26 protein-coding genes and 2 pseudogenes are annotated in these 25,478 nt (G+C 59.3%); 23 read left to right on the top strand and 5 right to left on the bottom strand.

What is annotated here, in order from left to right:
- Window positions 1-19: 19 nt before the first annotated feature.
- The 10 genes and pseudogenes from QE432_RS14550 to QE432_RS14505 all read left to right on the top strand — a co-directional run bounded on the left by QE432_RS14550 (window position 20) and on the right by QE432_RS14505 (window position 10,686).
- A complete protein-coding gene (locus QE432_RS14550) occupies window positions 20-1,309 on the top strand; it encodes an RsmB/NOP family class I SAM-dependent RNA methyltransferase (RefSeq protein WP_306624742.1) in 1,290 nt (429 codons plus the stop codon).
- Between the two features lie 155 nt (window positions 1,310-1,464).
- Window positions 1,465-2,742: an imelysin family protein gene (locus tag QE432_RS14545; protein ID WP_003514680.1), complete on the top strand. Its 1,278-nt coding sequence runs from the start codon at window positions 1,465-1,467 to the stop codon at window positions 2,740-2,742.
- Window positions 2,743-2,783: 41 nt separating this feature from the next.
- The gene (locus tag QE432_RS14540) at window positions 2,784-4,316 is read left to right on the top strand and encodes a di-heme oxidoreductase family protein (RefSeq protein ID WP_306624740.1); all 1,533 of its coding nucleotides are present in this window, start codon (window positions 2,784-2,786) and stop codon (window positions 4,314-4,316) included.
- The gene (locus QE432_RS14535; protein WP_306624738.1) at window positions 4,316-5,437 is read left to right on the top strand and encodes an imelysin family protein; all 1,122 of its coding nucleotides are present in this window, start codon (window positions 4,316-4,318) and stop codon (window positions 5,435-5,437) included. Before QE432_RS14540 ends, QE432_RS14535 begins: the two co-directional genes overlap by 1 nt.
- Before the next feature lie 4 nt (window positions 5,438-5,441).
- Entirely contained in the window at window positions 5,442-6,536 is a 1,095-nt protein-coding gene (locus QE432_RS14530; protein WP_306624736.1) for a DUF1513 domain-containing protein, read from the top strand.
- A 51-nt stretch (window positions 6,537-6,587) separates the two neighbouring features.
- Window positions 6,588-7,040, top strand: a complete 453-nt coding sequence (locus QE432_RS14525) for a TspO/MBR family protein (protein ID WP_013635337.1) — start codon at window positions 6,588-6,590, stop codon at window positions 7,038-7,040.
- 80 nt (window positions 7,041-7,120) lie between these two features.
- Window positions 7,121-7,570, top strand: coding sequence for a PaaI family thioesterase (locus tag QE432_RS14520; protein ID WP_003514669.1), 450 nt, complete (start codon window positions 7,121-7,123; stop codon window positions 7,568-7,570).
- Complete coding sequence (locus tag QE432_RS14515) at window positions 7,567-8,205, top strand: 5'-methylthioadenosine/S-adenosylhomocysteine nucleosidase (RefSeq protein ID WP_013635336.1); 639 nt, start codon at window positions 7,567-7,569, stop codon at window positions 8,203-8,205. The genes QE432_RS14520 and QE432_RS14515 overlap by 4 nt, the downstream gene beginning before the upstream one ends.
- 81 nt (window positions 8,206-8,286) lie before the next feature.
- Window positions 8,287-9,865: pseudogene (gene guaA, locus QE432_RS14510) on the top strand (glutamine-hydrolyzing GMP synthase).
- Window positions 9,866-9,969: 104 nt separating this feature from the next.
- On the top strand, window positions 9,970-10,686 hold the full coding sequence (locus QE432_RS14505; RefSeq protein ID WP_065703704.1) for a 2'-5' RNA ligase family protein: 717 nt from the start codon (window positions 9,970-9,972) through the stop codon (window positions 10,684-10,686).
- Window positions 10,687-10,746: 60 nt separating this feature from the next.
- On the opposite strand, the gene QE432_RS14500 is transcribed toward QE432_RS14505, so the two are convergent.
- A complete protein-coding gene (locus tag QE432_RS14500; protein ID WP_003503889.1) occupies window positions 10,747-10,914 on the bottom strand; it encodes a hypothetical protein in 168 nt (55 codons plus the stop codon).
- A gap of 211 nt (window positions 10,915-11,125) precedes the next feature.
- Between QE432_RS14500 and QE432_RS14495 the strand changes: the two genes are divergently transcribed.
- The 3 genes from QE432_RS14495 to QE432_RS14485 all read left to right on the top strand — a co-directional run bounded on the left by QE432_RS14495 (window position 11,126) and on the right by QE432_RS14485 (window position 13,288).
- A complete protein-coding gene (locus tag QE432_RS14495) occupies window positions 11,126-11,473 on the top strand; it encodes an ArsC family reductase (protein ID WP_026330659.1) in 348 nt (115 codons plus the stop codon).
- 12 nt (window positions 11,474-11,485) lie between these two features.
- Window positions 11,486-11,962, top strand: a complete 477-nt coding sequence (ybaK, locus tag QE432_RS14490) for a Cys-tRNA(Pro) deacylase (RefSeq protein ID WP_306624732.1) — start codon at window positions 11,486-11,488, stop codon at window positions 11,960-11,962.
- Window positions 11,963-12,049: 87 nt separating this feature from the next.
- Window positions 12,050-13,288: an aminopeptidase gene (locus QE432_RS14485; protein WP_003514657.1), complete on the top strand. Its 1,239-nt coding sequence runs from the start codon at window positions 12,050-12,052 to the stop codon at window positions 13,286-13,288.
- Window position 13,289: 1 nt separating this feature from the next.
- Here the strand turns inward: QE432_RS14485 and pecM are convergent, their stop codons facing one another.
- Window positions 13,290-14,156, bottom strand: a complete 867-nt coding sequence (pecM, locus tag QE432_RS14480; protein ID WP_038489565.1) for a 4-hydroxybenzaldehyde efflux transporter PecM — start codon at window positions 14,154-14,156, stop codon at window positions 13,290-13,292.
- A gap of 81 nt (window positions 14,157-14,237) precedes the next feature.
- Between pecM and QE432_RS14475 the strand changes: the two genes are divergently transcribed.
- From QE432_RS14475 to QE432_RS14465, 3 genes are all read left to right on the top strand, one after another.
- Window positions 14,238-14,738 carry a MarR family winged helix-turn-helix transcriptional regulator gene (locus tag QE432_RS14475; RefSeq protein WP_306624729.1) on the top strand — a complete coding sequence of 167 codons (501 nt, stop codon included), beginning with the start codon at window positions 14,238-14,240 and terminating at the stop codon, window positions 14,736-14,738.
- A 113-nt stretch (window positions 14,739-14,851) separates the two neighbouring features.
- Window positions 14,852-15,559: a FadR/GntR family transcriptional regulator gene (locus QE432_RS14470; RefSeq protein WP_019564469.1), complete on the top strand. Its 708-nt coding sequence runs from the start codon at window positions 14,852-14,854 to the stop codon at window positions 15,557-15,559.
- A 54-nt stretch (window positions 15,560-15,613) separates the two neighbouring features.
- Window positions 15,614-16,816, top strand: a complete 1,203-nt coding sequence (locus QE432_RS14465) for a mandelate racemase/muconate lactonizing enzyme family protein (RefSeq protein WP_003514648.1) — start codon at window positions 15,614-15,616, stop codon at window positions 16,814-16,816.
- On the opposite strand, the gene xseA is transcribed toward QE432_RS14465, so the two are convergent.
- The gene (xseA, locus tag QE432_RS14460) at window positions 16,817-18,421 is read right to left on the bottom strand and encodes an exodeoxyribonuclease VII large subunit (RefSeq protein ID WP_025592194.1); all 1,605 of its coding nucleotides are present in this window, start codon (window positions 18,419-18,421) and stop codon (window positions 16,817-16,819) included. It lies immediately after the preceding gene.
- Window positions 18,422-18,611: 190 nt separating this feature from the next.
- Between xseA and QE432_RS14455 the strand changes: the two genes are divergently transcribed.
- Together QE432_RS14455 and QE432_RS14450 are read left to right on the top strand one after the other, a co-directional pair.
- A complete protein-coding gene (locus QE432_RS14455; RefSeq protein WP_038489554.1) occupies window positions 18,612-18,854 on the top strand; it encodes a hypothetical protein in 243 nt (80 codons plus the stop codon).
- 11 nt (window positions 18,855-18,865) lie between these two features.
- Window positions 18,866-19,238 (top strand): annotated as a pseudogene (locus QE432_RS14450) (hypothetical protein).
- On the opposite strand, the gene QE432_RS14445 reads toward QE432_RS14450, so the two are convergent.
- Window positions 19,235-20,218: a Gfo/Idh/MocA family protein gene (locus QE432_RS14445; protein ID WP_306624724.1), complete on the bottom strand. Its 984-nt coding sequence runs from the start codon at window positions 20,216-20,218 to the stop codon at window positions 19,235-19,237. The pseudogene QE432_RS14450 and the gene QE432_RS14445 sit on opposite strands and share 4 nt — an antisense overlap.
- 180 nt (window positions 20,219-20,398) lie before the next feature.
- Here QE432_RS14445 and QE432_RS14440 point away from each other — a divergent pair, with 180 nt between their 5' ends.
- From QE432_RS14440 to QE432_RS14425, 4 genes are all read left to right on the top strand, one after another.
- Complete coding sequence (locus tag QE432_RS14440; protein ID WP_113555594.1) at window positions 20,399-20,959, top strand: isochorismatase family protein; 561 nt, start codon at window positions 20,399-20,401, stop codon at window positions 20,957-20,959.
- Window positions 20,959-21,942, top strand: coding sequence for a GlxA family transcriptional regulator (locus QE432_RS14435; RefSeq protein ID WP_113555595.1), 984 nt, complete (start codon window positions 20,959-20,961; stop codon window positions 21,940-21,942). Before QE432_RS14440 ends, QE432_RS14435 begins: the two co-directional genes overlap by 1 nt.
- A 111-nt stretch (window positions 21,943-22,053) precedes the next feature.
- The gene (locus QE432_RS14430; protein WP_038492642.1) at window positions 22,054-23,004 is read left to right on the top strand and encodes an aldo/keto reductase; all 951 of its coding nucleotides are present in this window, start codon (window positions 22,054-22,056) and stop codon (window positions 23,002-23,004) included.
- A gap of 1 nt (window position 23,005) precedes the next feature.
- Window positions 23,006-23,449, top strand: a complete 444-nt coding sequence (locus tag QE432_RS14425; protein WP_003514632.1) for a GNAT family N-acetyltransferase — start codon at window positions 23,006-23,008, stop codon at window positions 23,447-23,449.
- Here QE432_RS14425 and QE432_RS14420 read toward each other — a convergent pair whose 3' ends face one another.
- A complete protein-coding gene (locus QE432_RS14420) occupies window positions 23,450-24,340 on the bottom strand; it encodes a LysR family transcriptional regulator (RefSeq protein WP_113555596.1) in 891 nt (296 codons plus the stop codon).
- Window positions 24,341-24,457: 117 nt separating this feature from the next.
- On the opposite strand from QE432_RS14420, the gene QE432_RS14415 reads away from it, so the two are divergent.
- A complete protein-coding gene (locus QE432_RS14415; protein ID WP_113555597.1) occupies window positions 24,458-25,459 on the top strand; it encodes an aldo/keto reductase in 1,002 nt (333 codons plus the stop codon).
- Window positions 25,460-25,478: the final 19 nt, after the last annotated feature.

Genomic DNA, 25,478 nt, shown 5'->3' with positions numbered 1-25,478 from the left:
CAGCAAAATGAGGTAGACAATGCGTTTGGGCGGGCGTTTGGCCGGAGCAATCGAAGTATTGGCGGATATTGAGGGACGCAGGCGTCCCGTTGCCGATGCTCTGAAGGACTGGGGACTTGCCCATCGTTTCGCAGGTTCGGGTGACAGGGCCGCGATCGGCAACATCGTCTATGACGCGCTGCGCATGAAACTGTCACACGCCTGGCTGATGGATGACGACAGCGCCGCCTCGCTTGGTTATGCAGTTCTGCTGCGCCAATGGGGCAAGAGCTTTTCGGAACTTGCGGCGGAATTCGACGGCGACAAATTTGCCCCTGCCGCGCCTGATGAAGAAAAGCAGAAAGCCTTTCTCTCCCGTTCTCTCGCCGATGCACCAGCCCATATTCAGGGCGACATTCCCGAATGGGTTCAAGCATCCTTCGAGACGGCGTTCGGAGAGGGCTGGCTTGCCGAGGCGCAGGCGCTGAACCAGCGCCCGACACTTGATCTGCGGGCCAACACGCTGAAGGCCACTCGCGACAAGGTGCTGAAGGCGGTGGAAGAGAGCGGTGCGGAAGCCACGCACATCGCCCGTCAGGGTGTCCGCATCCCCGCCGGCGAAGGCCCTTCCCGCCTGCCGAATGTGACCGCAGAACTGTCCTTCCAGAAAGGCTGGTTCGAAGTTCAGGACGAGGGATCGCAGATCGTTGCCGATCTTGCCGGCGCGCATGAAGGCGAACAGATCCTCGATTATTGCGCCGGTGGCGGCGGCAAGACGCTGGCCATGGCCGCCAGCATGAACAACAAGGGTCAGGTTCACGCCTTCGACGCCGATCGCAAGCGGCTCGCGCCGATCATCGAGCGGCTGAAACGAGCCGGCACGCGCAATGTGCAGGTTCATGACCGCGCAGCCGGACTTGTCCCGTTTCATGAAAAATTCGATCGCGTTCTGGTGGACGCCCCCTGCACTGGCACCGGAACATGGCGCCGGCGGCCCGACACCAAATGGCGGCTGACGACACGCAATCTGGAAGAACGGGTACAGCAGCAGGGCGAGGCCCTTTCGCAGGCCAAGGGTTTTGTACGCCCCGGCGGCGAGCTGCTTTATGTCACCTGCTCGGTTCTGCCCGAGGAAAACGAGCAGCAGGTCACGCGCTTCTGCGAAGAAAATCCGCAATTCTATATCGGTTCGGCACTGGATCGCTGGCAGACGACTTTTGGCGGCAATGCAAACAAACCGCATTCCTCTGACGGCAAGACAGTGACGCTGACGCCTGCAACTACAGATACGGATGGTTTCTTCTTCTGCGTAATGAAACGCAAAGCGTGAAACAGGTTTTGCACGCGCTGATTTTACTTCGAAAAATACCGAGTAGCTTGTTTCAAAGCATTCTAAACTAGAATATTTGACACAAGTTTGCGATTGGGTCAGAACTCGCTTGCCGCAGCGTGAAGTTATTTCACGCCTGCCCAAGGAGAGGGATCATGATCCGCAAAACCATTCTCAGCGCGTCTTTCGCGCTTCTGGCCGCATCCGCGACCTTCACCGCGCTTCCCGCCCGCGCTGCGACCGACGCCGCCGCTGTCGTCAAGCATTACGCCGACGTCGCGCATGCGAAATACGAGGATTCGCTGACCACGGCGAAGGCGCTGGACAAGGCAATCGACGCGCTGATCGCAACACCGAGCGAAGGAACGCTGAAAGCTGCACGTGAAGCGTGGATCAAGGCGCGCGTTCCCTACCAGCAATCGGAGGTCTATCGTTTCGGCAACCCTGTGGTCGACGCCTGGGAAGGCAAGGTAAACGCCTGGCCGCTGGATGAAGGCCTGATCGACTATGTCGACGGTTCCTACGGCACCGAGAGCGACGAGAACGAGCTTTACGTCGCAAACATCATCGCCAATCCGAAGATCAAGATCAGTGGCGAAGATGTCGATACCTCGAAGATCACCCCCGAACTGATCGAAAGCCTGCACGAGGCGGGCGATGTCGAAGCCAATGTGACGACCGGTTACCACGCCATCGAATTCCTGCTCTGGGGCCAGGACCTGAACGGCACCGGACCGGGTGCGGGCAACCGCCCCTATACCGACTACGACAAGAAGAATTGCACGAACGGCAATTGCGACCGCCGCGCCGATTACCTGAAGTCCGCCTCTACCCTGCTGATCAAGGATCTTCAGGAAATGGTGGACGCCTGGGCGCCGGAAGGCGAAGCCACCAAGACAGTGGAAGCCGACCCGAAAGCCGGCCTGACCGCCATTCTCACCGGCATGGGCTCTCTTTCCTATGGCGAGCTGGCAGGGGAGCGCATGAAGCTCGGCCTTCTGCTGCACGATCCGGAAGAGGAGCATGATTGCTTCTCAGACAATACCTATAATTCGCATCTTAACGACGCCATCGGCATCGCATCTGCCTATACCGGCGAATATACCCGTGTGGATGGAACGAAGATGACCGGCGCCTCGCTGTCGGAGCTGGTCGGCGCCAAGGACAAGGCGCTGAACGACGAGATGACGGCGAAGCTGAACAAGACGCTCGACGCCATGCATGCCATGGAAAAGCGTGCCCAGACGGTCGAGGCCTACGACCAGATGATCGGCGAAGGCAACAAGGAAGGCAACGCCGTGGTTCAGGCGGCCATCGACGGCCTTCTCGACCAGACGAAAACCGTCGAACGCGTGATTGCGGCACTCGATCTCGGCAAGATCGAACTTGAGGGTTCCGCCAGCCTCGATAATCCGAACGCCGTCTTCAAATAAGAGCCAATGCGGGCCGCAGATCGCTGCGGCCCGCCATTCCCATGCTTTCCATGAACTCATCGCTGCCGCGGATCCGCAAGCCGTTCTTCTTCGCCGGGGCAGCCTGCCTTGTGGCATCGATAGTGCTTGCCGCGCCGCTTCGTGACGATCTGACGGAAAAAGACCAAAGCCGCGTTCAGGCTGTCACCGCGCCGACGATGGATTTTACCATGCCGGAGCCCTTCGAGGCCATGTCCGGCGGGGCAACGACCAGTACCAATAAAGCCGATAGCGGCGCGTTTTCGCATCCATCCGCAACAATGCCGTTTGAGCGAAAACAGGATTTCAAGCTCGGCAATGCGCTGTTCCAGAAGCTCTGGGTGTCTTCCCCCTCCTCCACGCAAGCCTCGGACGGGTTGGGGCCGCTCTATAACGCCCGATCCTGCCAGGCCTGCCATGTGAAGGACGGCAGAGGCCGACCGCCACTTGCCGGCGAAGATGCCGTCTCCCTGTTTCTGCGGCTGGCCCGGTCTGCCCGCAACGAGGCGGAACGGGCAGCGATTGCGCGCCACGAGGTGTTGAATTTTCCCGACGAGACCTATGGCCGGCAGCTTCAGAACGTTGCCATTCCCGGCCTCGCCGCAGAGGGCAAACCTGTCGTCACCTATATCGAGAAACCCGTGCGGCTGGCCGACGGCGAGGTGGTGATGCTGCGCAAGCCAGACTATGCCGTGGCAGGCCTGCACTATGGCCCCCTGGGCGTCGATACGACTTTGTCGGCGCGGATTGCAATGCCAACCCTTGGGCTTGGGCTGATCGAGGCCATTGCCGATGCCGATATTCTGGCCGGCGCCGATCCGGATGACAAAAATAGCGACGGCATTTCCGGGCGCCCTGCTTTTGTACGGGATCACCGGACCGGCGAAGTGAAGCTCGGCCGATTTGGCTGGAAAGCCCAGAACGCCAGCGTCCGCGACCAGAGCGCCAGCGCCTTCTCCCACGATATCGGCATTTCCACGCCGGATGCGCAAAACGCCTATGGTGATTGCACCGACGTTCAAAAAGACTGTCTTGCCATGCCGACCGGCGTGCAGCCCCGGCTTGGGCCAGTGGAGGCGCCGGACCCCATTCTCGATCTCGTGACCTTTTACACCGAGAACCTTGCAGTGCCGCAGCGCCGCGATGTGGGTGATCCCACCGTGTTGCGGGGAAAGCAGCTTTTTTACGCATCTGGCTGCACATCCTGCCATACACCGAAATTCGTCACCCGCCGTGACGCTGCCGACCCCATGCAGTCTTTCCAGCTGATCTGGCCCTATTCGGATTTTCTGCTGCACGACATGGGAGAGGAGCTTGCCGATGGCCAGCAGGTGGGCGAAGCAAGCGGGCAGGAATGGCGAACCCAGCCGCTCTGGGGTATCGGTCTGACGCGAAGCGTGAATGGCAACGGCTTTTACCTGCATGACGGGCGGGCGCGCAGCCTGACAGAAGCGATACTATGGCACGGCGGCGAAGCGCAAAAAGCGCGCGATGCCTTTGCCGACTTGCAAAAATCCGACCGGCAGGCTTTGCTGGCTTTTCTGGAGTCCCTTTGATGAAAAATGCCATGCGAAAAATACCCGGTCTCATCTCCGTGCTGCTGCTTTTGGGCATGCGGCCCGCAATGGCGCAGGATGTGGAGCTGATGCCGCCGCCACCGCTCGACCCCGTACAGGTGCGGGGCGTGATGGAAAAAGCGGTGAACGGTTTCATCCGTCCCGGCTATGACCACTTCCGGCAATCGGCAGAGAAGCTGGAAGGCAGCATGAAGGCGTTCTGCGCCGCCCCTTCCAAGACGACGGATGAGGCGGCCAAAGCGGCCTTTGCCGATACGGTCTCCAGCTGGTCAACCATCGAGATCGTTCGGGTCGGTCCGGTGATCGAGCACAACCGCTTCGAACGTGTGCTCTATTACCCAGACAAGAAGGGTCTTGGCCTGAAACAGGTACAGCGTTACCTTTCGGAAAAGGACGAAAGCGTCACCAGCGCCGAGAGCCTGAAGGGCAAGAGTGTCGCAGCGCAGGGCCTCGGCGCGCTGGAATTCGTGCTCTATGGCGCCGGAGCGGGTGACCTGTTCGACAAGAAGGGCGATTTCCGTTGCCGTTATGGCGCGGCGATTGCCGGCAACGTTGCCAATGTGGCGGCGGAGCTTTCCGACAGCTGGAACGCACCTGACGGCGCGCAGAAAAACTGGACGCGGCCCGGCGCGGATAATCCCGTCTTTCGCGATGAGCGTGAGGCGCTGGTTGCCCTGCTTGGCATTCTCGTGCACGGCGCTGAAGCAATCCGCGACCAGCGCATAGAGACGTTCTACAAAGGGCCGGACAAGGCGAAGTTTCCCCGCACGGCGATCTACTGGCGGTCCGGCCTGACGTGGAAAAGCATTGCCGCAAACATCAAGGCCGTTCAGACCCTCCTGCACACGGCCGATATGGTCGAACTCGTGCCATCCGACCAGCGCTCCCTCGTCAACTCCATCGATTTCATCGCCAAATCGATGATTCGCATTGCCGGAACGATTGATACCAACGTGGAACAGGCGCTTGATGACGACCAGCAACGCGCCAAGGTGGATTACCTGCTGCTGAACGGCAAAGACCTGATCTACCGCCTCAACGACCAGTATGGCGGCGCAATCGGTCTCAGCTCCGGCTTTTCCTTCGCCGACGGAGACTGAGGCGGTGATATCAGGCAAAAAGCCGACGCTGATAGACAGGCGCAGCTTTATCAAGGCAGCGGGCATTCCGTTCCTTGCGACGCTCGCTACCGGCTCGCTGCATGCGCTTGAACGCGCCGACGCTGTCTTCGCTTCCGCTTTTCGCGCCCATGACGGTTCCTACGGCATTGCGACTGTGAGCGAACGCGGCGAGATCATCGACCGCGTTGCGCTCCCAGCCCGCGCCCATGGAATGGCAACGAGCCATGCGACCGGCATGACAGTGGCCTTTGCGCGCCGGCCCGGCACCTTCTTCATGGCCTTTGATCCCGCGCGACGCCGCGAACCTGTCGTGATGCACACACCGGAAAACCGCCACTTCTACGGCCACGGACAATTTTCTCCCGACGGTGCGATCCTCTACGCCAGCGAAAACGACTTCGATGGCAATCGCGGTGTTATCGGGCTTTACGATGCCCGCAACGGATTTGCTCGCATCGGTGAATACGACGCCCACGGCATTGGCACCCATGACATGACCGTGAGCGACGATGGCAGGCTGATCGTGATCGCCAATGGCGGCATCGAGACCCACCCGGATTTCGGCCGAACCAAACTCAATGTCGACAGCATGCAGCCGTCGCTCGTGCTTCTGGACGCCGCCAGCGGCCATTTGATCCAGAAACATACGATGCCAGACCAGTTGCGACAGCTTTCCACCCGCCATGTCGATCTCGGCGATGACGGGCGTGTCTGGTTCGCCTGCCAATATGAGGGACCACGCAACGATCTTCCGCCGCTTGTTGGCCATTTCTCGAAGGGCGAGGACCTTGCCTTCGTCGATCTACCAGAGCAAACGACGGTGCGCCTTGCCAATTATGTCGGTGCCATCGCCGTCAACCGGCGCGATGGCCTGGTGGGCCTGACCTCACCCAATGGCAACGCGGCCGTGACGCTGGATGCGAAAACCGGGCGTGTTGTATCCGAGACGACCGTGCGGGAGGCTGCGGGCGTTGCCCCCGCCATAAAGGGCATTGCGGTTTCTTCCTATGACGGATTTTTCGAGGCTATTCGCAGCGACGTGGCGTGGGACCAGCATATCGTGCGTATTTCAGGCTAAAATACTGAAAATGCACCGGAACAAAAAAGACCAAAGAGCATTTGAGGCGTCATGAAAAACCTGTCCGTGTATATCATTTTCGTGGTTGTGGTTGTTGCGCTGGGTGCGCTCATCGGCATCAACAACGTGCCGGGCGAATGGTACCAGTCGCTTCAGAAGCCGCCCTTCAACCCGCCCAACTGGATATTCGGCCCCGTTTGGACAACGCTCTACGTGATGATCGGCATTACAGGCGCGCGAACATGGATCGTGAGACCGGCGGGCACGCGCATGCGTCTGTGGTTCACGCAGCTGGTGCTGAATTTCCTGTGGTCGCCCATCTTTTTCGGCATGCAAAGCCCGACAGGCGCGCTCGTCATCATCGTGCCTATGCTGATCTGCATTCTGGCTTTCATTGCGCTCACCTATAGTCGCGACCGCATCTCCATGTGGCTTTTCGTGCCCTACGCCCTTTGGGTCGCCTTTGCCACGCTGCTGAATGCCAGCATCGCCGTGCTGAACTAATTGCTCCTGCGGCACTTGCCTTGCCCGCCGCCACACGCCATGTCAGTTTGCGGTGAGGACAAAAGCAGGCAGGTAAGCCAATGGAGATCACGGATCCCGGCGATTTTCGTCAGCGGATAGAAAGAAGCTTTGCGCGGCAGGGTGTGGTGCAGGCAATCGGTGCGCAGATAAGCCGCATCGAACACCGTCTGGTGGAAATCGAGCTGCCGTTTCATGAAAAGCTGACACAGCAGCACGGCATATTGCATGCCGGTGTCATTGCCGCCGGCCTGGATACCGCCTGCACCTATGCCGCCTATACGATCATAGAGCCGGAAGCCTCGCTGCTGACAATCGAGTTCAAGGTCAACCTCATGTCGCCCGGGCGCGGCGAGCGGTTTCTGTTTCGTGGCGAAATCATCAAGCCGGGCAACAACCTGATCGTTGCCGATGGCCGCGCTTACGCCCTTTCCGACGGGCCGGCGAAGCTCATCGCCTCCATGACAGGCACGATGATGGTGGTGAAGGGCCGCGAGGATATTACCGGATGAGCTACCGGCTTTTGCATGTTGCAGACAAATCCATACTTTTCGTCATGGCGGCTTCCGCCGAATACGGCCCCCACCTGCAGGCGCGCATCGCGCCCTTGATGACCGGCGTCGGCCCGGTCGAGGCAGCGATTTCGGTCACGGCAATTCTTGCCGGTCTCGATGCGGCGGACCATCTGCCTGACCTTGTCGTTTCGCTCGGCTCCGCCGGCTCGCGGACGCTCGACCAGACTGGCATCTATCAGGCGATTTCTGTCGCCTATCGCGACATGGATGCCTCAGCCTTCGGTTTTGAAAAGGGTCGCACGCCGTTTCTCGATCTGCCGGCCGAGGTGGCCTTGCCCCTGCGCATACCCGATATTGCCGAGGCGCGGCTTTCCACGGGCGCCAACGTCGTCTCTGGTGCCGCCTATGGGTCGATCGATGCCGATATGGTGGAAATGGAAACCTATGCCGTGCTCCGGGCCTGCCAGCGCTTCGGCGTGCCGCTCATCGGCCTGCGCGGTATTTCCGATGGCAGGGAAGATGTGAACCATGTGGACGACTGGACGGAATACCTGCATATCATCGATGAAAAGCTCGCAGACGCCGTCGACAGGCTTTGCCGCGCTATCGAAGATGGTGCGATCACCCTTTGAACCTCGCGATTTAGTAAATTTCCGCTTTTAGACGCCCGCTTCCGGGTTGCCTAAAGCCGCCATTTTCTTTAAAGGCTCGCCATGACCCAGATAGCCCATCCCGACAGCATTCTCATCATCGATTTCGGCAGCCAGGTGACGCAGCTGATTGCGCGCCGCATCCGCGAAGCCGGGGTCTATTGCGAAATCCACCCGTTTCAAAATGCCGCAGAGGCGTTTGAGAAGCTCCAGCCCAAGGGCGTGATCTTCTCCGGCGGCCCCGCATCTGTCACGGCGGAAGGCAGCCCGCGTGCGCCGCAGGCGGTGTTCGACAGCAAGGTTCCGATCCTCGGCATCTGCTACGGCCAGCAGACGCTCTGCACCCAGCTTGGCGGCATTGTCGAGGGCGGTCACGCGGCGGAATTCGGGCGCGCCGATATCGACATCAAAAAGGCAAGCCCTCTGTTCGACGGTTTCTGGGAACAGGGCAAGAGCTATCCCGTCTGGATGAGCCACGGCGACCGCGTGACGAAACTGCCGGAAGGTTTCGAGGTTATCGCAACCTCCGAGAACGCACCCTTCGCCATAGCTGCCGACGAGACACGCCACTATTACACCACCATGTTCCACCCGGAAGTGGTGCATACGCCAGATGGCGGCAAGCTGCTCTCCAACTTCGTGCACAAGATCGTCGGTCTCAAATCCGATTGGACGATGGCAGCCTATCGCGCCGAGATGATCCGCAAGATCCGCGATCAGGTCGGCACCGGGCGCGTGCTCTGCGCACTCTCCGGCGGCGTCGATTCCTCGGTTGCGGCGATCCTCATCCATGAGGCGATCGGTGACCAGCTGACCTGCGTTTACGTCGACCACGGTCTGATGCGGCTTGGCGAAAGCGAGCAGGTCGTCGGCATGTTCCGCGACCATTACAATATTCCCGCTGGTACATGTGGATGCCGCAGACATGTTCCTGGGCCAGCTTTCTGGCGTCTCCGACCCGGAAGTGAAGCGCAAGACTATCGGCCGTTTGTTCATCGAGGTCTTCGAGGCGGAAGCTGCCAAGATCGCAGCAGACGGCAAGGGTGCTCCGAATTTCCTCGCGCAGGGCACGCTTTACCCTGACGTCATCGAGAGCGTTTCCTTCTCCGGCGGTCCTTCCGTCACCATCAAGAGCCACCACAATGTCGGTGGCCTTCCCGAGCGCATGAACATGCAGCTGGTGGAGCCGCTGCGCGAGCTCTTCAAGGACGAGGTGCGTGCGCTTGGCCGTGAACTTGGCCTGCCGGAAAGCTTCATCGGGCGCCATCCCTTCCCCGGCCCGGGTCTGGCGATCCGTTGCCCCGGTGCGGTCACCCGCGAGAAGCTCGATATTCTGCGCAAGGCAGATGCGATCTATCTCGACGAAATCCGCAAGGCGGGTCTTTACGACACCATATGGCAGGCCTTCGCAGTGCTGCTGCCGGTGCAGACCGTGGGCGTCATGGGTGACTACCGCACCTATGACTTCGTCTGTGCGCTCCGCGCCGTGACCTCCGTGGATGGCATGACGGCGGATTTCTACCCCTACGACATGAATTTCCTCGGCCGCGCCGCGACCCGCATCATCAACGAAGTCCGCGGTATCAACCGTGTCGTCTATGACGTGACGAGCAAGCCGCCCGGCACGATCGAATGGGAGTAAAACGAAGGCGGAGCAATTCCGCCTTTTGTTCCTCTTTTGTTCTTTATTTTATCACCGCGCAATGATAGGTTTCCTGCCTTGGCATAAGGCTGTGGAGCATCGTCATGGAGTGCGAGTTGGCGGACGAAAGAGCCTTAAGGCAGCTTTGTTTTGATGGGCTGGAGCCGCAGAAAATACGGCGCATTAATCCGCGCTTTCGAAACAAGCTCCTGCTACTGCTGAAGCCACCACGGCAATTGGCGGAAAGAATTTTTGTCGATGCGTCGCATCATGCCAAGGGGCGGACAACCCGCGAGGCATATCCCGCCGAGCTTCTGCACATAACCCTGCTGTGTTTGGGATGTTTCGAGACAATCCCTCACGGACTGACAAGCAGGCTGAAGGCAGCAATGGGTGCTGTAAACGCGCGGCCTGTTCCGGTCACCCTGGACGCAAGCGCGCTTTTCGGCAGTCGCAATAGTCTGGTGCTGCGAAACGGTGGTGATCTGCCGGAGATCAACGCTCTGGTGAAGCTGCTGCAACGCGCGCTTCGACAGGCAAACCTTCCCTATATCGCGGCACCATCTTACACGCCGCATATCACGATGATTTATGGCTGCGGGAAGATAGAGCCGATGCCGGCAGGAAAACCCTATAGCTGGCTTGCGGGTAATTTCGAGCTTGTTTTCAGCCATAATGGCGAAACGCGACATGAATCCCTTGGACGCTTCGCACTCTCCGCAAAAGCAGATCGTTATGAGCCGCTCGAAAGCCAGCTGCATTTACCGGATAAACTGATCGGTCCGAGAAAACGGCCGAACCGAAAGCAGGCGGAACGCTAAGGCCCGCCAACATATGCACACGAGCGAGGCGATGTCGCCTCGCTGCAAACGATAATCAGCTTAGAGCTGAACCTTGTCGAAAGCCTTGCCGTCGATGCCAAGCGCTTCGAGGTCGGCGCGGGCCGGCTTGCGATGCGCGCGAACAGCGGCCGAAACCGAAAGTGCGGCACCAAGAACGGCGAAAGTTTCGCCAAAGAAGTTACGCGATGTCTTTGCAACCTGACGCATTTTTCTCTCCATCTTTGATGCCCAGATAATGGGCATTTTTGGCCGCTGCTACAACTCATGATGTAGCAGGGAAGCCATGCAGCTTTGCTCGCGCTCGTTTGAATGTCAGACACTGCATTTTTGCATGGCTAGAATTCCGTGCTTCAGGCTGCGGGTTGAATACGGCGCATTATTTGTTATGCCGGAAGTTCAAGACAAAGAGGCAGGCAACATGACGGTCACCATTTACGGCATCAAGAACTGCGACACGATGAAAAAGGCCAGAAGCTGGCTGGAAGCCAACGGTGTCGACTATTCTTTCCATGACTACAAGACGGCCGGCATCGACCAGGCCCATCTCGAAACATGGTGCGATGCCGCGGGCTGGGAAACGGTTCTGAACCGGGCCGGCACCACCTTCAAAAAACTGGACGATAGCCAGAAAGCCGATCTTACCCGCGAAAAGGCCATTGGCCTGATGCTGGAGCAGCCCTCCATGATCAAGCGACCGGTGCTGGAGGTAAAGGAGGCGATAACCGTCGGTTTCAAGCCGGAAACCTATCAGTCCCTCTTTGCGTGAGCGCAGGCCACCATGTCCAAGACAACCCGCGCTACCCAGATGCTGACCAAGGCCGGTGTGAACTTCACCACAGTTACCTATGACTACGACCCGAATGCCGACCGGATCGGCCTGCAGGCGGCCGAAGCTATCGGTGAACCGCCACATCTGGTTCTGAAAACACTGATGGCTGAGCTGGATGGCAAGCCGGTCTGCGTCGTCGTCCCGTCCGACCGGGAAGTGAGCATGAAGAAGCTCGCCGCCGCCTTCGGGGGGAAATCTGCCAGCATGATGAAGCCCGCCGATGCGGAGCGGGCAACCGGTTATCATGTGGGCGGCATCAGCCCTTTTGGACAGAAAAAACAGGTTCCGACCGCCATAGAGACTGGGGCCATGACCCATTCCCATGTCTACATGAATGGTGGCCAGCGCGGTTTGCAGGTAAGGCTTTCCCCCGGCGACGCGCAGGCGGCGCTGAAAGCCGTTGTCGCACCTTTGGTGGCCGATTGACGTCTCGACACAGCTTTGAAAGCATTTGGCTTTCGAAGCGAATGGGCTATGGTCGGCGCCTCCGATTGAAATATACGAAGGCAGATCATGACTGTTTCCCCCATCGATCCCGTCAAACTCGAGAAACTGGCTGAAGTCGCCGTCAAGGTCGGCCTGCAATTGCAGAAGGATCAGGATCTGGTGATCACCGCTCCGCTGGCGGCGTTGCCGCTGGTGCGGTTTTTGACCAAACACGCCTATCTTGCCGGCGGCGGGCTGGTCACCACCTTCTACTCCGACGAAGAAACCACGCTTTCCCGCTACCGCCACGCCAGCGACGCCAATTTCGACCGGGCTTCCGGCTGGCTCTATGACGGCATGGCCAAGGCCTATGCCAATGGCGCGGCGCGGCTTGCGATTGCCGGCGACAACCCCATGCTGCTGGCCGAACAGGATCCCGCCAAAGTGGCGCGCGCCAACAAGGCCAATTCCACGGCCTATAAGCCGGCGCTTGAGAAGATTTCCAACTTCGATATCAACTGGAACATCATCTCCTATCCAAACCCGTCCTGGGCAAAACAGGTCTTTCCCGGTGTGACGGAAGACGAAGCGGTTCGCAAGCTCGCGGACGCCATCTTCGCCGCTTCGCGGGTAGATCTCGCCGATCCGGTCGCGGCATGGGCGGAGCATAACGCCAATCTCGCCAAGCGTTCGGCATGGCTGAACGGTGAACGTTTCTCGTCGCTGCATTTCACCGGTCCCGGCACGGACGTGAAAATCGGCCTGGCGGACGGCCACGAATGGCATGGGGGCGCTTCCACCGCCAAGAACGGTGTCACCTGCAACCCGAACATTCCGACGGAAGAAGTGTTCACCACACCGCATGCGCTGCGCGTGGATGGTTACGTGTCCAGCACCAAGCCGCTTTCACATCAGGGAACGCTGATCGACGATATCCAGGTGAAGTTCGAAGGCGGCCGCATCGTGGAAGCCAAGGCTTCGAAGGGCGAAGCCGTGCTGAACAAGGTGCTCGATACCGACGAGGGTGCGCGGCGTCTGGGTGAAGTGGCACTGGTGCCGCATTCCTCGCCGATTTCGGCAAGTGGCATCCTGTTCTACAACACGCTGTTCGACGAAAACGCCTCCTGCCACATTGCGCTCGGCCAATGCTATTCGAAATGCTTCGTTGATGGTGCTTCGTTGTCGCAGGATCAGATCAAGGCGCAAGGCGGCAATTCCAGCCTGATCCACATCGACTGGATGATCGGTTCCGATAAGGTGGATATCGATGGCGTGAAGCCGGATGGCTCCACAGTTCCGGTGATGCGCAAGGGCGAATGGGCCTGAGCTATTTCGGCAGCTGGCTCCGCTGACTGAGCCAGATGCTGAAAAGCACTGCAACGAAGCCGACGATTTGCGCTGGCGTGAGGCTTTGGCCGAGCGCCAGCCAGCCGAGCAGGGTCGCAACGACAGGGCTTAGGAAACCGAGCGAGGCTGCAGCCGAGGGTTCGATGCGGGCGAGACCCCGGAACCACAGAAAATAGGTCAAGGCGGCGCCAATAATGCCGAGATAGGCCATGCCGAGAATATTGGCCGCGGTAGGTGCAGGCAGGGCCGGTTCCAGGAAATATGCGACCGGCAGAAGCAGAATGCCTCCAGCCGTCAATTGCCAGGCCGTAAAGGTGAGGTTCGACACCGGCGGTCGCCATTTGCGGGTGAGCACGGTTCCAAAGGCCATGGATACGGCGCCTGCAAGACCCGCAGCCACGCCGACGGCATCCAACGCGGCAGCGCCCGGCGCCAAAACCAGAAGTGCGACGCCTAAAATACCCAGAAGACCAGCGACAATGGCCAGCGGCCGGACCGGCGCGGCGAGAAACAGCCGCGAAAGGCCGATGACGATCAGGGGTTGGATCGCACCCACAGTCGCGGCCACTCCACCCGGCAGCCGATAGGCCGAAACGAAAAGCATCGCCCAGAAGAACGAGAAATTCAGCGCACCTAGAATAAGGCTGCGTGGCCACCAGATGCCCTCCGGTAGTTTTCTGACGAGAAGCAACAGCAATATGCCGGCCGGCAAGGCGCGCAGCATCGCAACATGGAATGGATATCCATGCGGCAGGAATTCGGTGGTGACGAAGTAGGTCGTCCCCCAGATGGCGGGGGCAAGTGCCGTCACCAGCACATCGGCGGCATAGGTGGTGTTTTTCTTCATTTCAAGAATCTCTACATCAAGATAAATACAACTTAGCCAATTTTATCTTGACGTCAAGATATCAGTTGTTATACCTTGGTGATGAGCAAAGAACCGATTGATCACGTCGATCACATTCTGGCGCAATGGCGCAAGGAGAGGCCCGATCTTGATGTCGAGCCAATGGGGCTGCTTGGGCGCTTGAAACGGCTAACCACGCATCTCGGTCGCGAGGTGGAGGCGGTGCTGCTGAAACACGGCCTCTCCTCTTCCGCTTTTGATGTGCTGGCGACACTACGGCGCGCGGGCGCGCCCTACCGGCTTTCGCCCGGTGATCTGCTGGCCATGACAATGGTAAGCTCCGGCACAATGACCAACCGGATCGACCAGCTGGAAAAAGCGGGTCTGGTGGAGCGCATCCACCACCCGCAGGATCGGCGCAGCGTATTGATATCATTGACGGAGCGGGGATTTGCCATTGTCGAGGACGCGGTCAGCGCCCATGTCGAGAACCAGCAACGGCTGGTCGCACAGCTCAGCGAAGAAGAGCGGACGGCGTTGAACAAGCTTGTGAAGCGGTTTCTACAGGGGTTTGAAGCTTAGTTCCCTAAAAAGCGGACAGGAACCAGCAATCGCGCAGGAGATGCCGCTTGTTTCAGCGTTAAAAATCCTATAAGCAATTTTCCGTTAACCTGTCCTACAGGTTGGAGGAACGATTGTATAAGCCCATTTCGCAGGAAACCGATCTCGTCAGCAGCGCGATTGGCGCAATCACGCGCCACATTCGCGAAAACGAACTTGCCCCCGGAGCGAAGCTGCCCAGCGAGCTTTCGCTCTCGCAGCAGCTCGGTGTCTCGCGCACCGTGGTTCGCGAGGCTTTCCGGTCCTTGTCGGCCATGCGGCTGATCGATGTCAGCGTCGGCAAGCGCGCCACGGTGGCGACGCTGGATCATGGCGCGATGTCGCTGATGTTCGAACATGGCATTCACACCGAGCAGATCAACATCCAGCAGATTTACGACGTGCGCCGCACCATCGAAGTCAGAACCGTGACGTTGGCGGCGTTGCGGCGAACGGATGCGGAGGCGCTCACCATTCTCGACCACGCCAACAATATGGAGCGGGACTTCGGTAATAGTGACAGAGTCATGGAACACGACCTTGCCTTTCACCTTGCCGTTGCCAGAGCCTCCAAGAACCCGGTTTTCGAACTCATTCTCGGCGCCTTTCAGAATGTGACGCGCCAGACATGGCCGATCGGCTGGAAGAGCCGCAAATCCGACGCGCAGCGTCATGCCGCGACTGAACTTCATATCGCCATAGGACAGGCCATTGCCGCGGGCGACCCGCAAACGGCCTCAACACTTATGGCGCGGCATTTCGATGAAAGCGTGCATGCGCTTCTGGCCGCCGGCATCGCCTGATTTTTCAAACGCAGTTCCAGACCGAAAACTGCCTGCCTCTGGAGGAGACACTTCATGAAAATTACGAAACTCGAAACCGTCCGCGTGGCGGAACGGGCAAACCTGCTCTGGGTTCTGGTCCACACGGATGAGGGCATTACCGGACTTGGTGAAACCTTCTACGGCGCCGAGACGGTTGAAACCTATGTGCATGAATATATCGCACCCCGCGTGATCGGCCGCGATCCGCTGCAGATCGACCTTCTAGCACAGGACCTCGTCGGTTATCTCGGCTTCCGTTCATCGGGGGCGGAAGTACGCGGCAATTCGGCCTTCGATATCGCGCTTTGGGATATTTTCGGCAAGGCCACCAACCAGCCTATTGCGCAATTGCTTGGCGGCTTCAGCCGCAGGGAAATCCGCACCTACAATACCTGCGCGGGCACGGAATATATCAAGAAGGCGACCGGCCAGCAGACGGCCAATTACGGCCTGTCCGGCGGCAAGGATTATGACGACCTCAACGGCTTCCTGCACCGGGCCGACGAGCTTGCCCATTCGCTGCTGGAAGACGGCATCACGGCCATGAAGATCTGGCCTTTCGATGCGGCGGCGGAAAAGACGCGCGGCCAATATATCTCGATGCCTGACCTGAAAAGCGCGCTCGAGCCGTTCGAGAAAATTCGCAAGGCGGTGGGCGACAAGATGGATATCATGGTGGAGTTTCACTCCATGTGGCAGCTGCTGCCCGCCATGCAGATCGCCAAGGCGCTCACCCCTTACCAGACCTTCTGGCACGAAGATCCGATCAAGATGGACAGCCTTTCCAGCCTGACGCGTTATGCCGCCGTTTCACCCGCGCCGATTTCCGCATCGGAGACGCTCGGCTCACGATGGGCTTTCCGAGATCTCCTGGAAACTGGCGCCGCCGGCGTGGTGATGCTTGACATCAGCTGGTGTGGTGGACTTTCCGAAGCGCGCAAGATCGCTTCCATGGCCGAAGCCTGGCATCTGCCCGTTGCGCCGCATGATTGCACCGGCCCGGTGGTACTCTGCGCCTCCACGCATCTGTCGCTCAACGCACCGAATGCGCTGGTGCAGGAAAGCGTGCGCGCCTTCTACAAGACGTGGTACCGCGATCTCGTTACCGCATTGCCGGAAGTTAAAAACGGCATGATCACCGTGCCGCCGGGTGCCGGCCTTGGCATGGAGCTGCATCCCGATATTGAAAAGACCTTCACCGTCAGCCGTCGTTTTTCAGATGCGGCGTCTATCTGATCAGAACAGACTGCCCTGATTTCCCGGGTCGGAAGAGGCCGGTTTCACCGGCTTCTTTTTGGGAGCGGCAGGCGTGGGAACGTCAGATGATGGAGTAGCCTCGCCTGTCGTCAGGGCGGCCACTCGACCGTCGGCGAACTCCATAGACACCACAGCACCGGACGCGATGGCAGCAGCCCGGGTCAGGGGCCGGTTCTCCTCGTCGCGAATGACAGCATAACCGCGGTTCAACACATTCTTGTAGGACAGCGACTGCAGGATGCGGTCATGGGCAGCAAGGCCCGAGCGGTTCTGCGCCATGCGGTGAAGCACGGCGGTATCGGCACGTCGCGTTGCGGTGACGACCCGTTCCTTCTGCCGCTCCAACTGGCCGAGCAAGCGGGCGGGCAGCGAACGCAGCGCGGAATCGGTCGAGGAAATTCTCGACTGCGCCTGCAACAGGCGGCGCTCCACAAGCGCCTCGGCCCTCTGCATGCGTTCCGTAACACGCTGGCGATGCTGCCGCAGGCCATTCAGCAGGATTTCCGGCCTCAGACCCGAAGCAGAGCGTTCGAACGCGCGGCGCTTGTTCAGCGTCGTCATTTCAAGCCCGCGACCCAAACCGCTTGCGGCCTCGTCGAAACGACGGCGCGGCAGAGCCAGAAGCTGGTCAAGCGATGGCAGCGCACGCACCAGAGCACGCACGCCCTGTCGGCGATTGTCCATTTGGCGTGACACCGAGCCGGAAAGGCGCGCCGCAAGGCCGGAGAGCTGCGCCTCCAGTTCCGCACGCACCGGCACGGCCATTTCGGCGGCACCCGTCGGTGTCGGTGCGCGCACGTCGGCGGCGTAGTCGATCAGGGTCGTATCCGTCTCATGCCCCACAGCGGAAATCAGCGGGATTTCGCTCTCGGCAGCGGCGCGCACGACGATTTCGTCGTTGAAGCTCCAGAGATCTTCCAGACTGCCGCCACCACGGGCGACGATCAGCACGTCGGGGCGTGCAATCTCACCACCGGGCTGAAGCGCATTGAAACCGCGAATGGCGTTCGCCACTTCCTCACCCGAGCCTTCCCCCTGCACCTTGACCGGCCAGACGACGACATGGACCGGAAAGCGATCCGAAATCCGGTGGAGGATATCGCGAATGACTGCGCCCGTGGGCGATGTGACAACGCCGATGACACGCGGCATGAACGGCAGGCGGCGTTTGCGTTCCGCATCGAACAGCCCTTCCGCCGCCAGACGCCGGCGGCGGTCCTCCAGCAAAGCCATCAGCGCGCCCGCTCCGGCCGGTTCCAGGCTTTCTATGACGATCTGATATTTCGAGGAGCCGGGAAAGGTGGTGACCTTGCCGGTGGCGATGACCTCCATGCCCTCTTCCGGGCGGAACTTCAGCCGCGAGAAAGTACCCTTCCAGATAACCGCATCGATGCGGGCGCGATCGTCCTTCAGGGAGAAATAGGCGTGACCCGAAGAATGCGGACCCCGGTAGCCGGAAATCTCGCCGCGCACCCTCACCTGATCGAAAGCCGTCTCCACCGTTCGCTTGATGGAACCCGACAGTTCGGAAACCGAGAACTCGGCAAGATTGCTCAATGCGGCATTGGAGAAAATATCGCTCATGCCCGTTTGTAACCAAAACCCGTCGATTCGGAAATGCCGGTACTGGCCGGGTCTATTTTAACGGCGGTGAAACCATATCCTCAACTAACGAGTTAGGAAAATGGGTGAGGGAGGAGAAAACAAGGGTTCGTTAGGGAAGAGGACGCTACGTCTTATCCCAGACCCGGCAACCAAAGAGGAGGCGGCATTCATGATTTTTCTTACCGCCACATTGCTCGGCGTAACCGCAGTTGCGTTGCGTTCGGTATTCAGCATCATTTTCATCTGCCTGATGGTTATCGGCGCCTATGGTGTCGCACTGGCGATTTCTGCAACCGCCGTGCCGCTGATGTCGCTGCTCCTGGCGCTTGCGGGTTATAATTTCGGCGTTGTGAGTGTGGTCATCGGCCTTCTCGTGCTGCAACGTCCGCGCTCCACCCAGCCGACGCTTTAAAGCACACGGCCTTGCGGCTTCGCCACTTCGCCCTGACCGAGGTTTACGGACTGGCTGTAGACCTTTCCATCTCTTTTCTGCTGATTTTTTATATCGGCGTCGACCCGCTTGCCGCCCGTCTTCCGGGCGCTTTGGCAGGGCTTGCGACGAGTTGGAGGCTAAACCATTCGAATGGCGATGGCCCCAATGAGCTGAACGGCTTTCTGTTTAACGCCGTTACGCTTATCTCCCGCATGGTTGGCGTCGGGCTGTTCGCCCTGCTGCAATTGGCGCAATCCACTGGTGCAGCCGCTGGTCCCGCTCGCCTTTTCGGCACTCGCGGCACTGGTGCTGGCGCTTTACGGCTATAGGCGGCTTCAAAAGCAGCGTGCGGATCAGGATTAAACCGTCTCCCAACCGTCCTTTTCCGCCGCACGGTAGATGGCATCGATGAAAAGCTGGTTCTTCCTCGAGCTTTCCAGGGTGACGACCTCGCCCTCACCTTTCACCGCGCGGGCAAAGGCGTCCGCCTCCAGCTTGTACTGGCGACTATCCTGAAACCGGAAGACTTGCGACTGGTTATGGCCCTGGTTGGTCAACTCGATTTCTTCAGCACCCCAGCGATTTGCATTGAAGGGAGATTTGATCTCGATGTACCCGTCCGTGCCATGGAAAACCATCAGCTGGCGGGCGGCAAGCTGCGTCGCCAGATAAAAGCTCAGTTCGAAGCCGCCGAAATCGGCCCTGACGCTGGAATAGATATCGGTACCGAATTCTTTATCACGCTCGACGCTCGCCTGTACGCGCTTCGGCTCGGCACCCGTGGCAAAACGGGTGACGATGGTCGGGTAGACGCCGATATCCGGCAAGGCCCCGCCGCCCAGTTCGGGAATATTGCGCATATTGCCGGGATCGCGGTTGAAGTAGCTGAAAGCGCCCTGCACATGCTTCAGCGTTCCGATTGCACCTGATGCCAGCAATTCCTTCACCTTGGCCCAAACAGGAGAATAGGTGACCATGAAAGCCTCCGACACGACAACGCCATTGTCGTCCCGCGCCGCGATGATGGCGTCGATCTCTTCAGCCTTGAGTGCGATCGGCTTTTCACACAGCACGTGTTTGCCGGCATTGGCAGCTTTTATGGTCCATTCCACATGTTGCGAGGTTGGAAGCGGAATATAGACGGCATCGATCACATCGGACGCAAGCATTTCCTCATAGGAGCCGAAGGCATGCGGGACGGAAAAACGATCTGCAACCGCGCGCGCCTTGGCATGATCGCGGCTGGCGATGGCGCTGACCACACAGTTCCGCGCATCCTGTATCGCCGGAATGACGTGATCCTGAGCGATTTTCGCCGTTGAAATTATTCCGAAGCGCAGCATCTCATTCTCCCACTCTGTAATTCCGGGAAACTTACCATTGTCGCGACGCCTGGCAAGTCGCACGAGACGTGACTGCAATCACTATGGCCGGATTCGTCCTTCCTTTGTCGGTTTCCATGCTTTTATCCAGCCTTTCAAAGGTGAATTATGCTATGCATGAACCCAATGGAGAATCATGAAATGTCCTCTTCTCACACAGCACTCCTTGTCATCGACGTTCAGGAATCCTTTCGGCACACCCCCTATTTCGAGGAAAGCGAACTTCCCGCCTATCTGGAAAAACAGCAGGCACTGATCGACGGCGCCAAGGCGTCGGGCATTCCAGTCGTGCAAATCTTTCATGTCGATGGCGACCGGGCCTTTGCAGAGGAGAGCGGCTATATTCGCGCGCTGGAAGGTGTGCGCATTACCCCTGACGTCACCTTTCGCAAGAACCGCCACTCTGCTTTCGCGGGCACCGGCCTCGATATCTGGCTGACGCAAAAGGGTATCAACCGGCTGATCGTATCCGGCATCCGCACCGAACAGTGCTGCGAAACGACCACACGGCATGCATCGGACCTCGGTTACACAGTCGATTACGTCACCGAGGCGACGCTTACCTTTCCAATGACGCACGCCTCGGGCACCGTGTTCAGCCCTGATGATATTCGCACCCGAACCGAGCTGGTGCTGGCCGGTCGCTTTGCGCGCATCGCAACCGTCCGCGACGTTCTCGAAACGGTACGAAAGGCCGCCTGATGGACAATGGCGGCACGCGGACCATTCCCTTTTATACGCTTGTGCCGCCACACACGCTGTTGCTCGATATTGCCGGCCCGCTGGAGGTGATCCGTTATGCCAACGCGGAACAGCGGGACATCCATTTCGACTGCCGTTACATCGCGGAACATGACCAGCAGCAATCCTCCATCGGCCTTGGGCTTTGCGGGCTGGAGGCCTTGCCCGAGAGCCTGCCGGACAATGCTTTCCTGCTGATTTCCGGCAGCATCTCCCGATTCGACAACGCGCCCGAGATGAGACGGGAGCGGCAGGCGCTGGTGGCATGGTTGCGCCGCGCAGTGCGCGCGGACACCACAGTCATTTCCATTTGCTCCGGCGCACTGCTGGCGGGCGAAGCAGGACTTTTCGACGGGCGGAGCTGTACGACACATGCGGATTGCATCGAAGCGCTGCGCCGCACCGCACCGCTGTCGCAGGTGGCCGAAAACCGTCTTTTCGTGGAGGATGGCAACCGCTTCTCCAGCGCCGGTATTTCCACCGGCACCGACCTCATGCTGCATGTCGTTTCCCGACTGACATCGCCTGCGGTCGCGGCGCGCATTGCCAAAAATATGGTCGTTTATCTCAGGCGCAGCGGCAATGATCCGCAAATCTCCCCCTGGCTTACCGGCCGCAACCACATTCACCCCGCCATTCACCGGGTGCAGGACCGGGTGATGACTGAGCCGGCTCAGGACTGGTCTTTAGAACGGCTGGCCGATATTGCCGCACTCAGCGAGAGGCACCTGTCCCGCCTGTTTCGCGAGCATACCGGCATCAGCGTCATCGACTACGTCAACCTGATGCGGGTCAATCTCGCCCGCGACATCCTTGCAAACAGCCGTCTGGATATGGAGACAATTGCGGAGCGGGCGGGCTTTGCCTCCGCCCGGCATTTGCGGCGCGTGTGGCAACAGCACAATCACCTCCCGCCCAGCCATTATCGCGGCTTTCAGGCCTGATCTCACCCGCTTTTGCCCGTTGCCTGATGAATGCCATCAAAGGAATTGAATGGTTATGCCGGCAAGCAGTTGATAACCTTGTCGCCAAAGACAGCAACAGGAGCATTCCCCGTGGAAAAACGAAGCCTTGGCCGCACCGGCCTCTCCATCGCCCCGATCGTCTTCGGCGGCAACGTGTTCGGCTGGACAGCGGACGAGAAGACTTCCTTTGCCCTGCTCGATGCATTTTTCGACGCCGGGTTCAACGCCATCGACACGGCAGACGTCTATTCCGCCTGGGTGGACGGGCATGAGGGCGGCGAGTCGGAAGCAATCATCGGAAAATGGCTGAAACAGTCGAGCGTCAAGCGTGAGGACGCGGTGATCGTTACCAAGGTCGGTTTCGACAATCGCGGTCAGAAGACAGGCCTCAGCGCCAAATGGATCGCAGAGGCTGTCGACGCCTCGTTGAAGCGGCTGCAAACCGACTATATCGATCTCTACCTCGCCCATAAGCCGGACGCGGATGTGCCGCTGGAGGAAACGCTTGCAGCCTTTGCAAAGCTGAAGGAACAGGGAAAGATACGCGCCATCGGGTGCTCCAACTATTCGGTGAGCCAGCTTCAGGAAGCGCTGGACACGGCCGCGAAGAACGATCTGCCCCGTTACGATGTGCTGCAGCCCGAATATAATCTCTACAACCGTGCGGATTTCGAAGGCCCGCTTGCCGATCTTTGCGTCGCCCAGGAAATTGGTGTCATCAATTATTATAGCCTCGCGGCCGGGTTCCTCACCGGGAAATATCGCGCCAAGGCGGATACCGAGGGCGTCGCCCGCAGCTACCGGGTGGGTGAATATGTCAACGCCCGCGGCCTTGCCGTTCTGGGCGCCATGGATGCGGTTGCCGTGGAAACCGGAGCCAAGCTTGCCGATATCGCGCTGGCGTGGCTATTGCGGAAGAAGGCCGTGACGGCACCGATTGCCAGCGCCACCAGCCTGTCGCAACTCGAAAGCTTCAAACGCGCCGTCAATCTCAAGCTGACGGATGAGATGATGACGCTGCTCGACAAGGCGGGCGCGTGACATGGATCTTGTAATTCGCGACGCGGAGCCGGAAGACCGGGCAGAATGGCTGCGCCTGTGGAACGACTATCTCGCCTTCTATAACGTACACCTTGCCGAGGAAGTTACGGACCATACATGGGCGCGTATCCTCGATCCGGCGTCACGCGTTTCCATGCGCGTGGCTCTTCTGGGCGACAGGATGGCCGGTTTCGCCATCCATCACTTCCATGATTCCACCTGGGTGAAAACGCCCGACTGCTATCTGGAAGACCTGTTCGTTGACGGCGCGATCCGCGGCAAGGGAACAGGCCGGGCGCTGATGGATGACCTCATTGCCATATGCAAGGAAAAGGGCTGGTCCCGGCTTTACTGGAACACGGACGAGCACAATCACCGTGCCCAGAAGCTTTACGACAGCTACGTCAAAAGCGACGGCCATATCCGCTATCGAATCAAGTTCTGATCACCCTCTGAAGCGGAAGAAATCCACGAAAGCCCTTAGCGCCGGGCGCATCTGCCGGCGCGAGGGGTAATAGATATAAAAACCATCAAAGGGCGCGCACCAGTCCTCCAGCACCCGGACCAGCCTGCCTTCCTTGATGTCGTCTTCTACGCGCTGTTCGAAAACGAAAGCCAGACCCGCGCCGTCAATCGCCGCCCGGCGAATAAGGCTCTGGTCCGACAGGATGAGCGGCCCCTGCACATCGACCACCAAAGGTCTGCCGTCCTTTTCCAGCTCCCAGCGGTAGAGCAGACCACTGGAGAAGCGACGGAGAATACAGCGATGCCGCATCAAATCCCTCGGCTCACGGGGCGGGGGATTTTCTGCGAAATAGGTGGACGCGCCGACAATCGCGCCACGCCATGGGCCGCTCGCCTTCACGGCAATCATATCCGCTTCAAGATTCTCGCCGAGCCGCAGGCCGGCATCGAAACCTTTCGCGACAATATCCTCGAAGCGGTCATCGGTCGAAATCTCCAGCGAGATATCTGGATATAGCCGCAGGAACTCGCCAAGCCGGGGCATGATCAGGTCCTCCGCCGCAAGTCTTGGCAGGGTTATCCGCAACGGTCCGGCCGGCCTTCCGCCATGCTCGGCAAGCGTATCGATGACGGCATCGATTTCAGCAAGGGCCGGCCCAAGCGTCTCGAGAAGCCGCCTGCCCTCCTCTGTCGGCGAAACGCTGCGGGTGGTACGATGCAGCAGGCGCAGGCCAAGGCTCGCTTCGAGCGACGATACTGCATGGCTGACGGCGGAAGGCGCAATTGCAAGTTCGGCGGCAGCTTTACGAAAGCTGCGGCCTTCGGCAACGGCAGCGAGGACAGCGAGTTGAGAGAGTTGCACACGGTTCATTGTTCTAAATAATAGAACAACCCGCAACGATTTGCAGCGATTATTTTTGCCGTCTTAGGGCGCTATCTTCTCACCACGCCCCTGACAACGGGCGGTTCCTCATGGAAGGACGAACAGATGAAAAAAAGAACTCTCGGAAACAACCTTTCCGTTTCGGCGCTTGGCCTCGGCTGCATGGGCATGACCCATGCCTATAGCCCGACCGGCGACGAAAATAGTGCAATAGCGACGCTGCACCGCGCCGTCGAACTCGGTGTCACTTTTTTTGACACGGCAGAGGTCTATGGGCCTTACAACAACGAAATCCTCGTCGGCAAAGGTTTGAAGCCCTATCGCGACAATGTGGTCATAGCTACCAAGTTCGGTTTCAAAATCGACGCCAGCAAACCCGCAGGCCAGATGATGGTGGGTACCGACAGCCGCCCGGAAAATGTGCGCGCCGTCGCCGAAGCCTCTCTCAAACGCCTAGGCCTCGACACCATCGACTTGTTCTATCAGCATCGCGTCGATCCGGATGTCCCAATCGAAGATACGGTCGGCGCCATGGCGGAACTGGTCCGGCAGGGCAAGGTGAAACATTTAGGCCTTTCGGAAGCGAGTGCCGAAACACTTCGCAAGGCGCATTCCACTCACCCGATCGCTGCCATACAGAGCGAATATTCGTTGTGGACCCGCGATGTGGAGGAAAACGGCGTGCTGGAAACCTGCCGGGAACTCGGTATCGGTTTCGTCCCCTTCAGCCCGCTCGGGCGTGGTGCCCTGACGGGCGCGCTGAAGTCGCTCGACGGACTTGCATCCGACGATTTCCGCCGCGGCCTGCCGCGCTTCCAAAGTGAAAACTTCGATGCCAATCTGGCGCTCATCAAGCTTCTGGAAGATATGGCTGCCGAAAAGGGTGTTACCGCCGGGCAACTGGCGCTGGCCTGGGTGCTGGCGCAGGGTGACTTTATCGTTCCGATCCCCGGTACGACGAAAATCGCCAATCTTGAGACAAACGTGGCGGCAGCGGATGTATCGCTGACGGCAGAAGAAGTCGCCAGCCTTGGCGCGTTGCTTTCTCCAGCAAAGGTTGCCGGCCAACGATATCCCGAGCGTATGTCCCAGATGGCGAACCGCTAAAAACAAAAAAGCCGAGGCG

The sequence above is a fragment of the Agrobacterium sp. SORGH_AS_0745 genome (genome assembly GCF_030818995.1).
Classification (GTDB): Bacteria; Pseudomonadota; Alphaproteobacteria; order Rhizobiales; family Rhizobiaceae; genus Agrobacterium; species Agrobacterium tumefaciens.
The sequence above is the reverse complement of the archived record's forward strand: the minus strand, read 5'-3'. Positions and strand labels throughout refer to the sequence as shown.

Excerpts from the sequence above, each read along its gene's own strand:
- QE432_RS14550 (WP_306624742.1), top strand. The coding sequence starts at position 20 with ATGCGTTTGGGCGGGCGTTTGGCCGGAGCAATCGAAGTATTGGCGGAT.
- QE432_RS14545 (WP_003514680.1), top strand. The coding sequence starts at position 1,465 with ATGATCCGCAAAACCATTCTCAGCGCGTCTTTCGCGCTTCTGGCCGCA.
- QE432_RS14540 (WP_306624740.1), top strand. The coding sequence starts at position 2,784 with ATGCTTTCCATGAACTCATCGCTGCCGCGGATCCGCAAGCCGTTCTTC.
- QE432_RS14535 (WP_306624738.1), top strand. The coding sequence starts at position 4,316 with ATGAAAAATGCCATGCGAAAAATACCCGGTCTCATCTCCGTGCTGCTG.
- QE432_RS14525 (WP_013635337.1), top strand. The coding sequence starts at position 6,588 with ATGAAAAACCTGTCCGTGTATATCATTTTCGTGGTTGTGGTTGTTGCG.
- QE432_RS14520 (WP_003514669.1), top strand. The coding sequence starts at position 7,121 with ATGGAGATCACGGATCCCGGCGATTTTCGTCAGCGGATAGAAAGAAGC.
- QE432_RS14515 (WP_013635336.1), top strand. The coding sequence starts at position 7,567 with ATGAGCTACCGGCTTTTGCATGTTGCAGACAAATCCATACTTTTCGTC.
- QE432_RS14505 (WP_065703704.1), top strand. The coding sequence starts at position 9,970 with ATGGAGTGCGAGTTGGCGGACGAAAGAGCCTTAAGGCAGCTTTGTTTT.
- QE432_RS14500 (WP_003503889.1), bottom strand. The coding sequence starts at position 10,914 with ATGCGTCAGGTTGCAAAGACATCGCGTAACTTCTTTGGCGAAACTTTC.
- QE432_RS14495 (WP_026330659.1), top strand. The coding sequence starts at position 11,126 with ATGACGGTCACCATTTACGGCATCAAGAACTGCGACACGATGAAAAAG.
- ybaK (WP_306624732.1), top strand. The coding sequence starts at position 11,486 with ATGTCCAAGACAACCCGCGCTACCCAGATGCTGACCAAGGCCGGTGTG.
- QE432_RS14485 (WP_003514657.1), top strand. The coding sequence starts at position 12,050 with ATGACTGTTTCCCCCATCGATCCCGTCAAACTCGAGAAACTGGCTGAA.
- pecM (WP_038489565.1), bottom strand. The coding sequence starts at position 14,156 with ATGAAGAAAAACACCACCTATGCCGCCGATGTGCTGGTGACGGCACTT.
- QE432_RS14475 (WP_306624729.1), top strand. The coding sequence starts at position 14,238 with ATGAGCAAAGAACCGATTGATCACGTCGATCACATTCTGGCGCAATGG.
- QE432_RS14465 (WP_003514648.1), top strand. The coding sequence starts at position 15,614 with ATGAAAATTACGAAACTCGAAACCGTCCGCGTGGCGGAACGGGCAAAC.
- xseA (WP_025592194.1), bottom strand. The coding sequence starts at position 18,421 with ATGAGCGATATTTTCTCCAATGCCGCATTGAGCAATCTTGCCGAGTTC.
- QE432_RS14455 (WP_038489554.1), top strand. The coding sequence starts at position 18,612 with ATGATTTTTCTTACCGCCACATTGCTCGGCGTAACCGCAGTTGCGTTG.
- QE432_RS14445 (WP_306624724.1), bottom strand. The coding sequence starts at position 20,218 with ATGCTGCGCTTCGGAATAATTTCAACGGCGAAAATCGCTCAGGATCAC.
- QE432_RS14440 (WP_113555594.1), top strand. The coding sequence starts at position 20,399 with ATGTCCTCTTCTCACACAGCACTCCTTGTCATCGACGTTCAGGAATCC.
- QE432_RS14435 (WP_113555595.1), top strand. The coding sequence starts at position 20,959 with ATGGACAATGGCGGCACGCGGACCATTCCCTTTTATACGCTTGTGCCG.
- QE432_RS14425 (WP_003514632.1), top strand. The coding sequence starts at position 23,006 with ATGGATCTTGTAATTCGCGACGCGGAGCCGGAAGACCGGGCAGAATGG.
- QE432_RS14420 (WP_113555596.1), bottom strand. The coding sequence starts at position 24,340 with ATGAACCGTGTGCAACTCTCTCAACTCGCTGTCCTCGCTGCCGTTGCC.
- QE432_RS14415 (WP_113555597.1), top strand. The coding sequence starts at position 24,458 with ATGAAAAAAAGAACTCTCGGAAACAACCTTTCCGTTTCGGCGCTTGGC.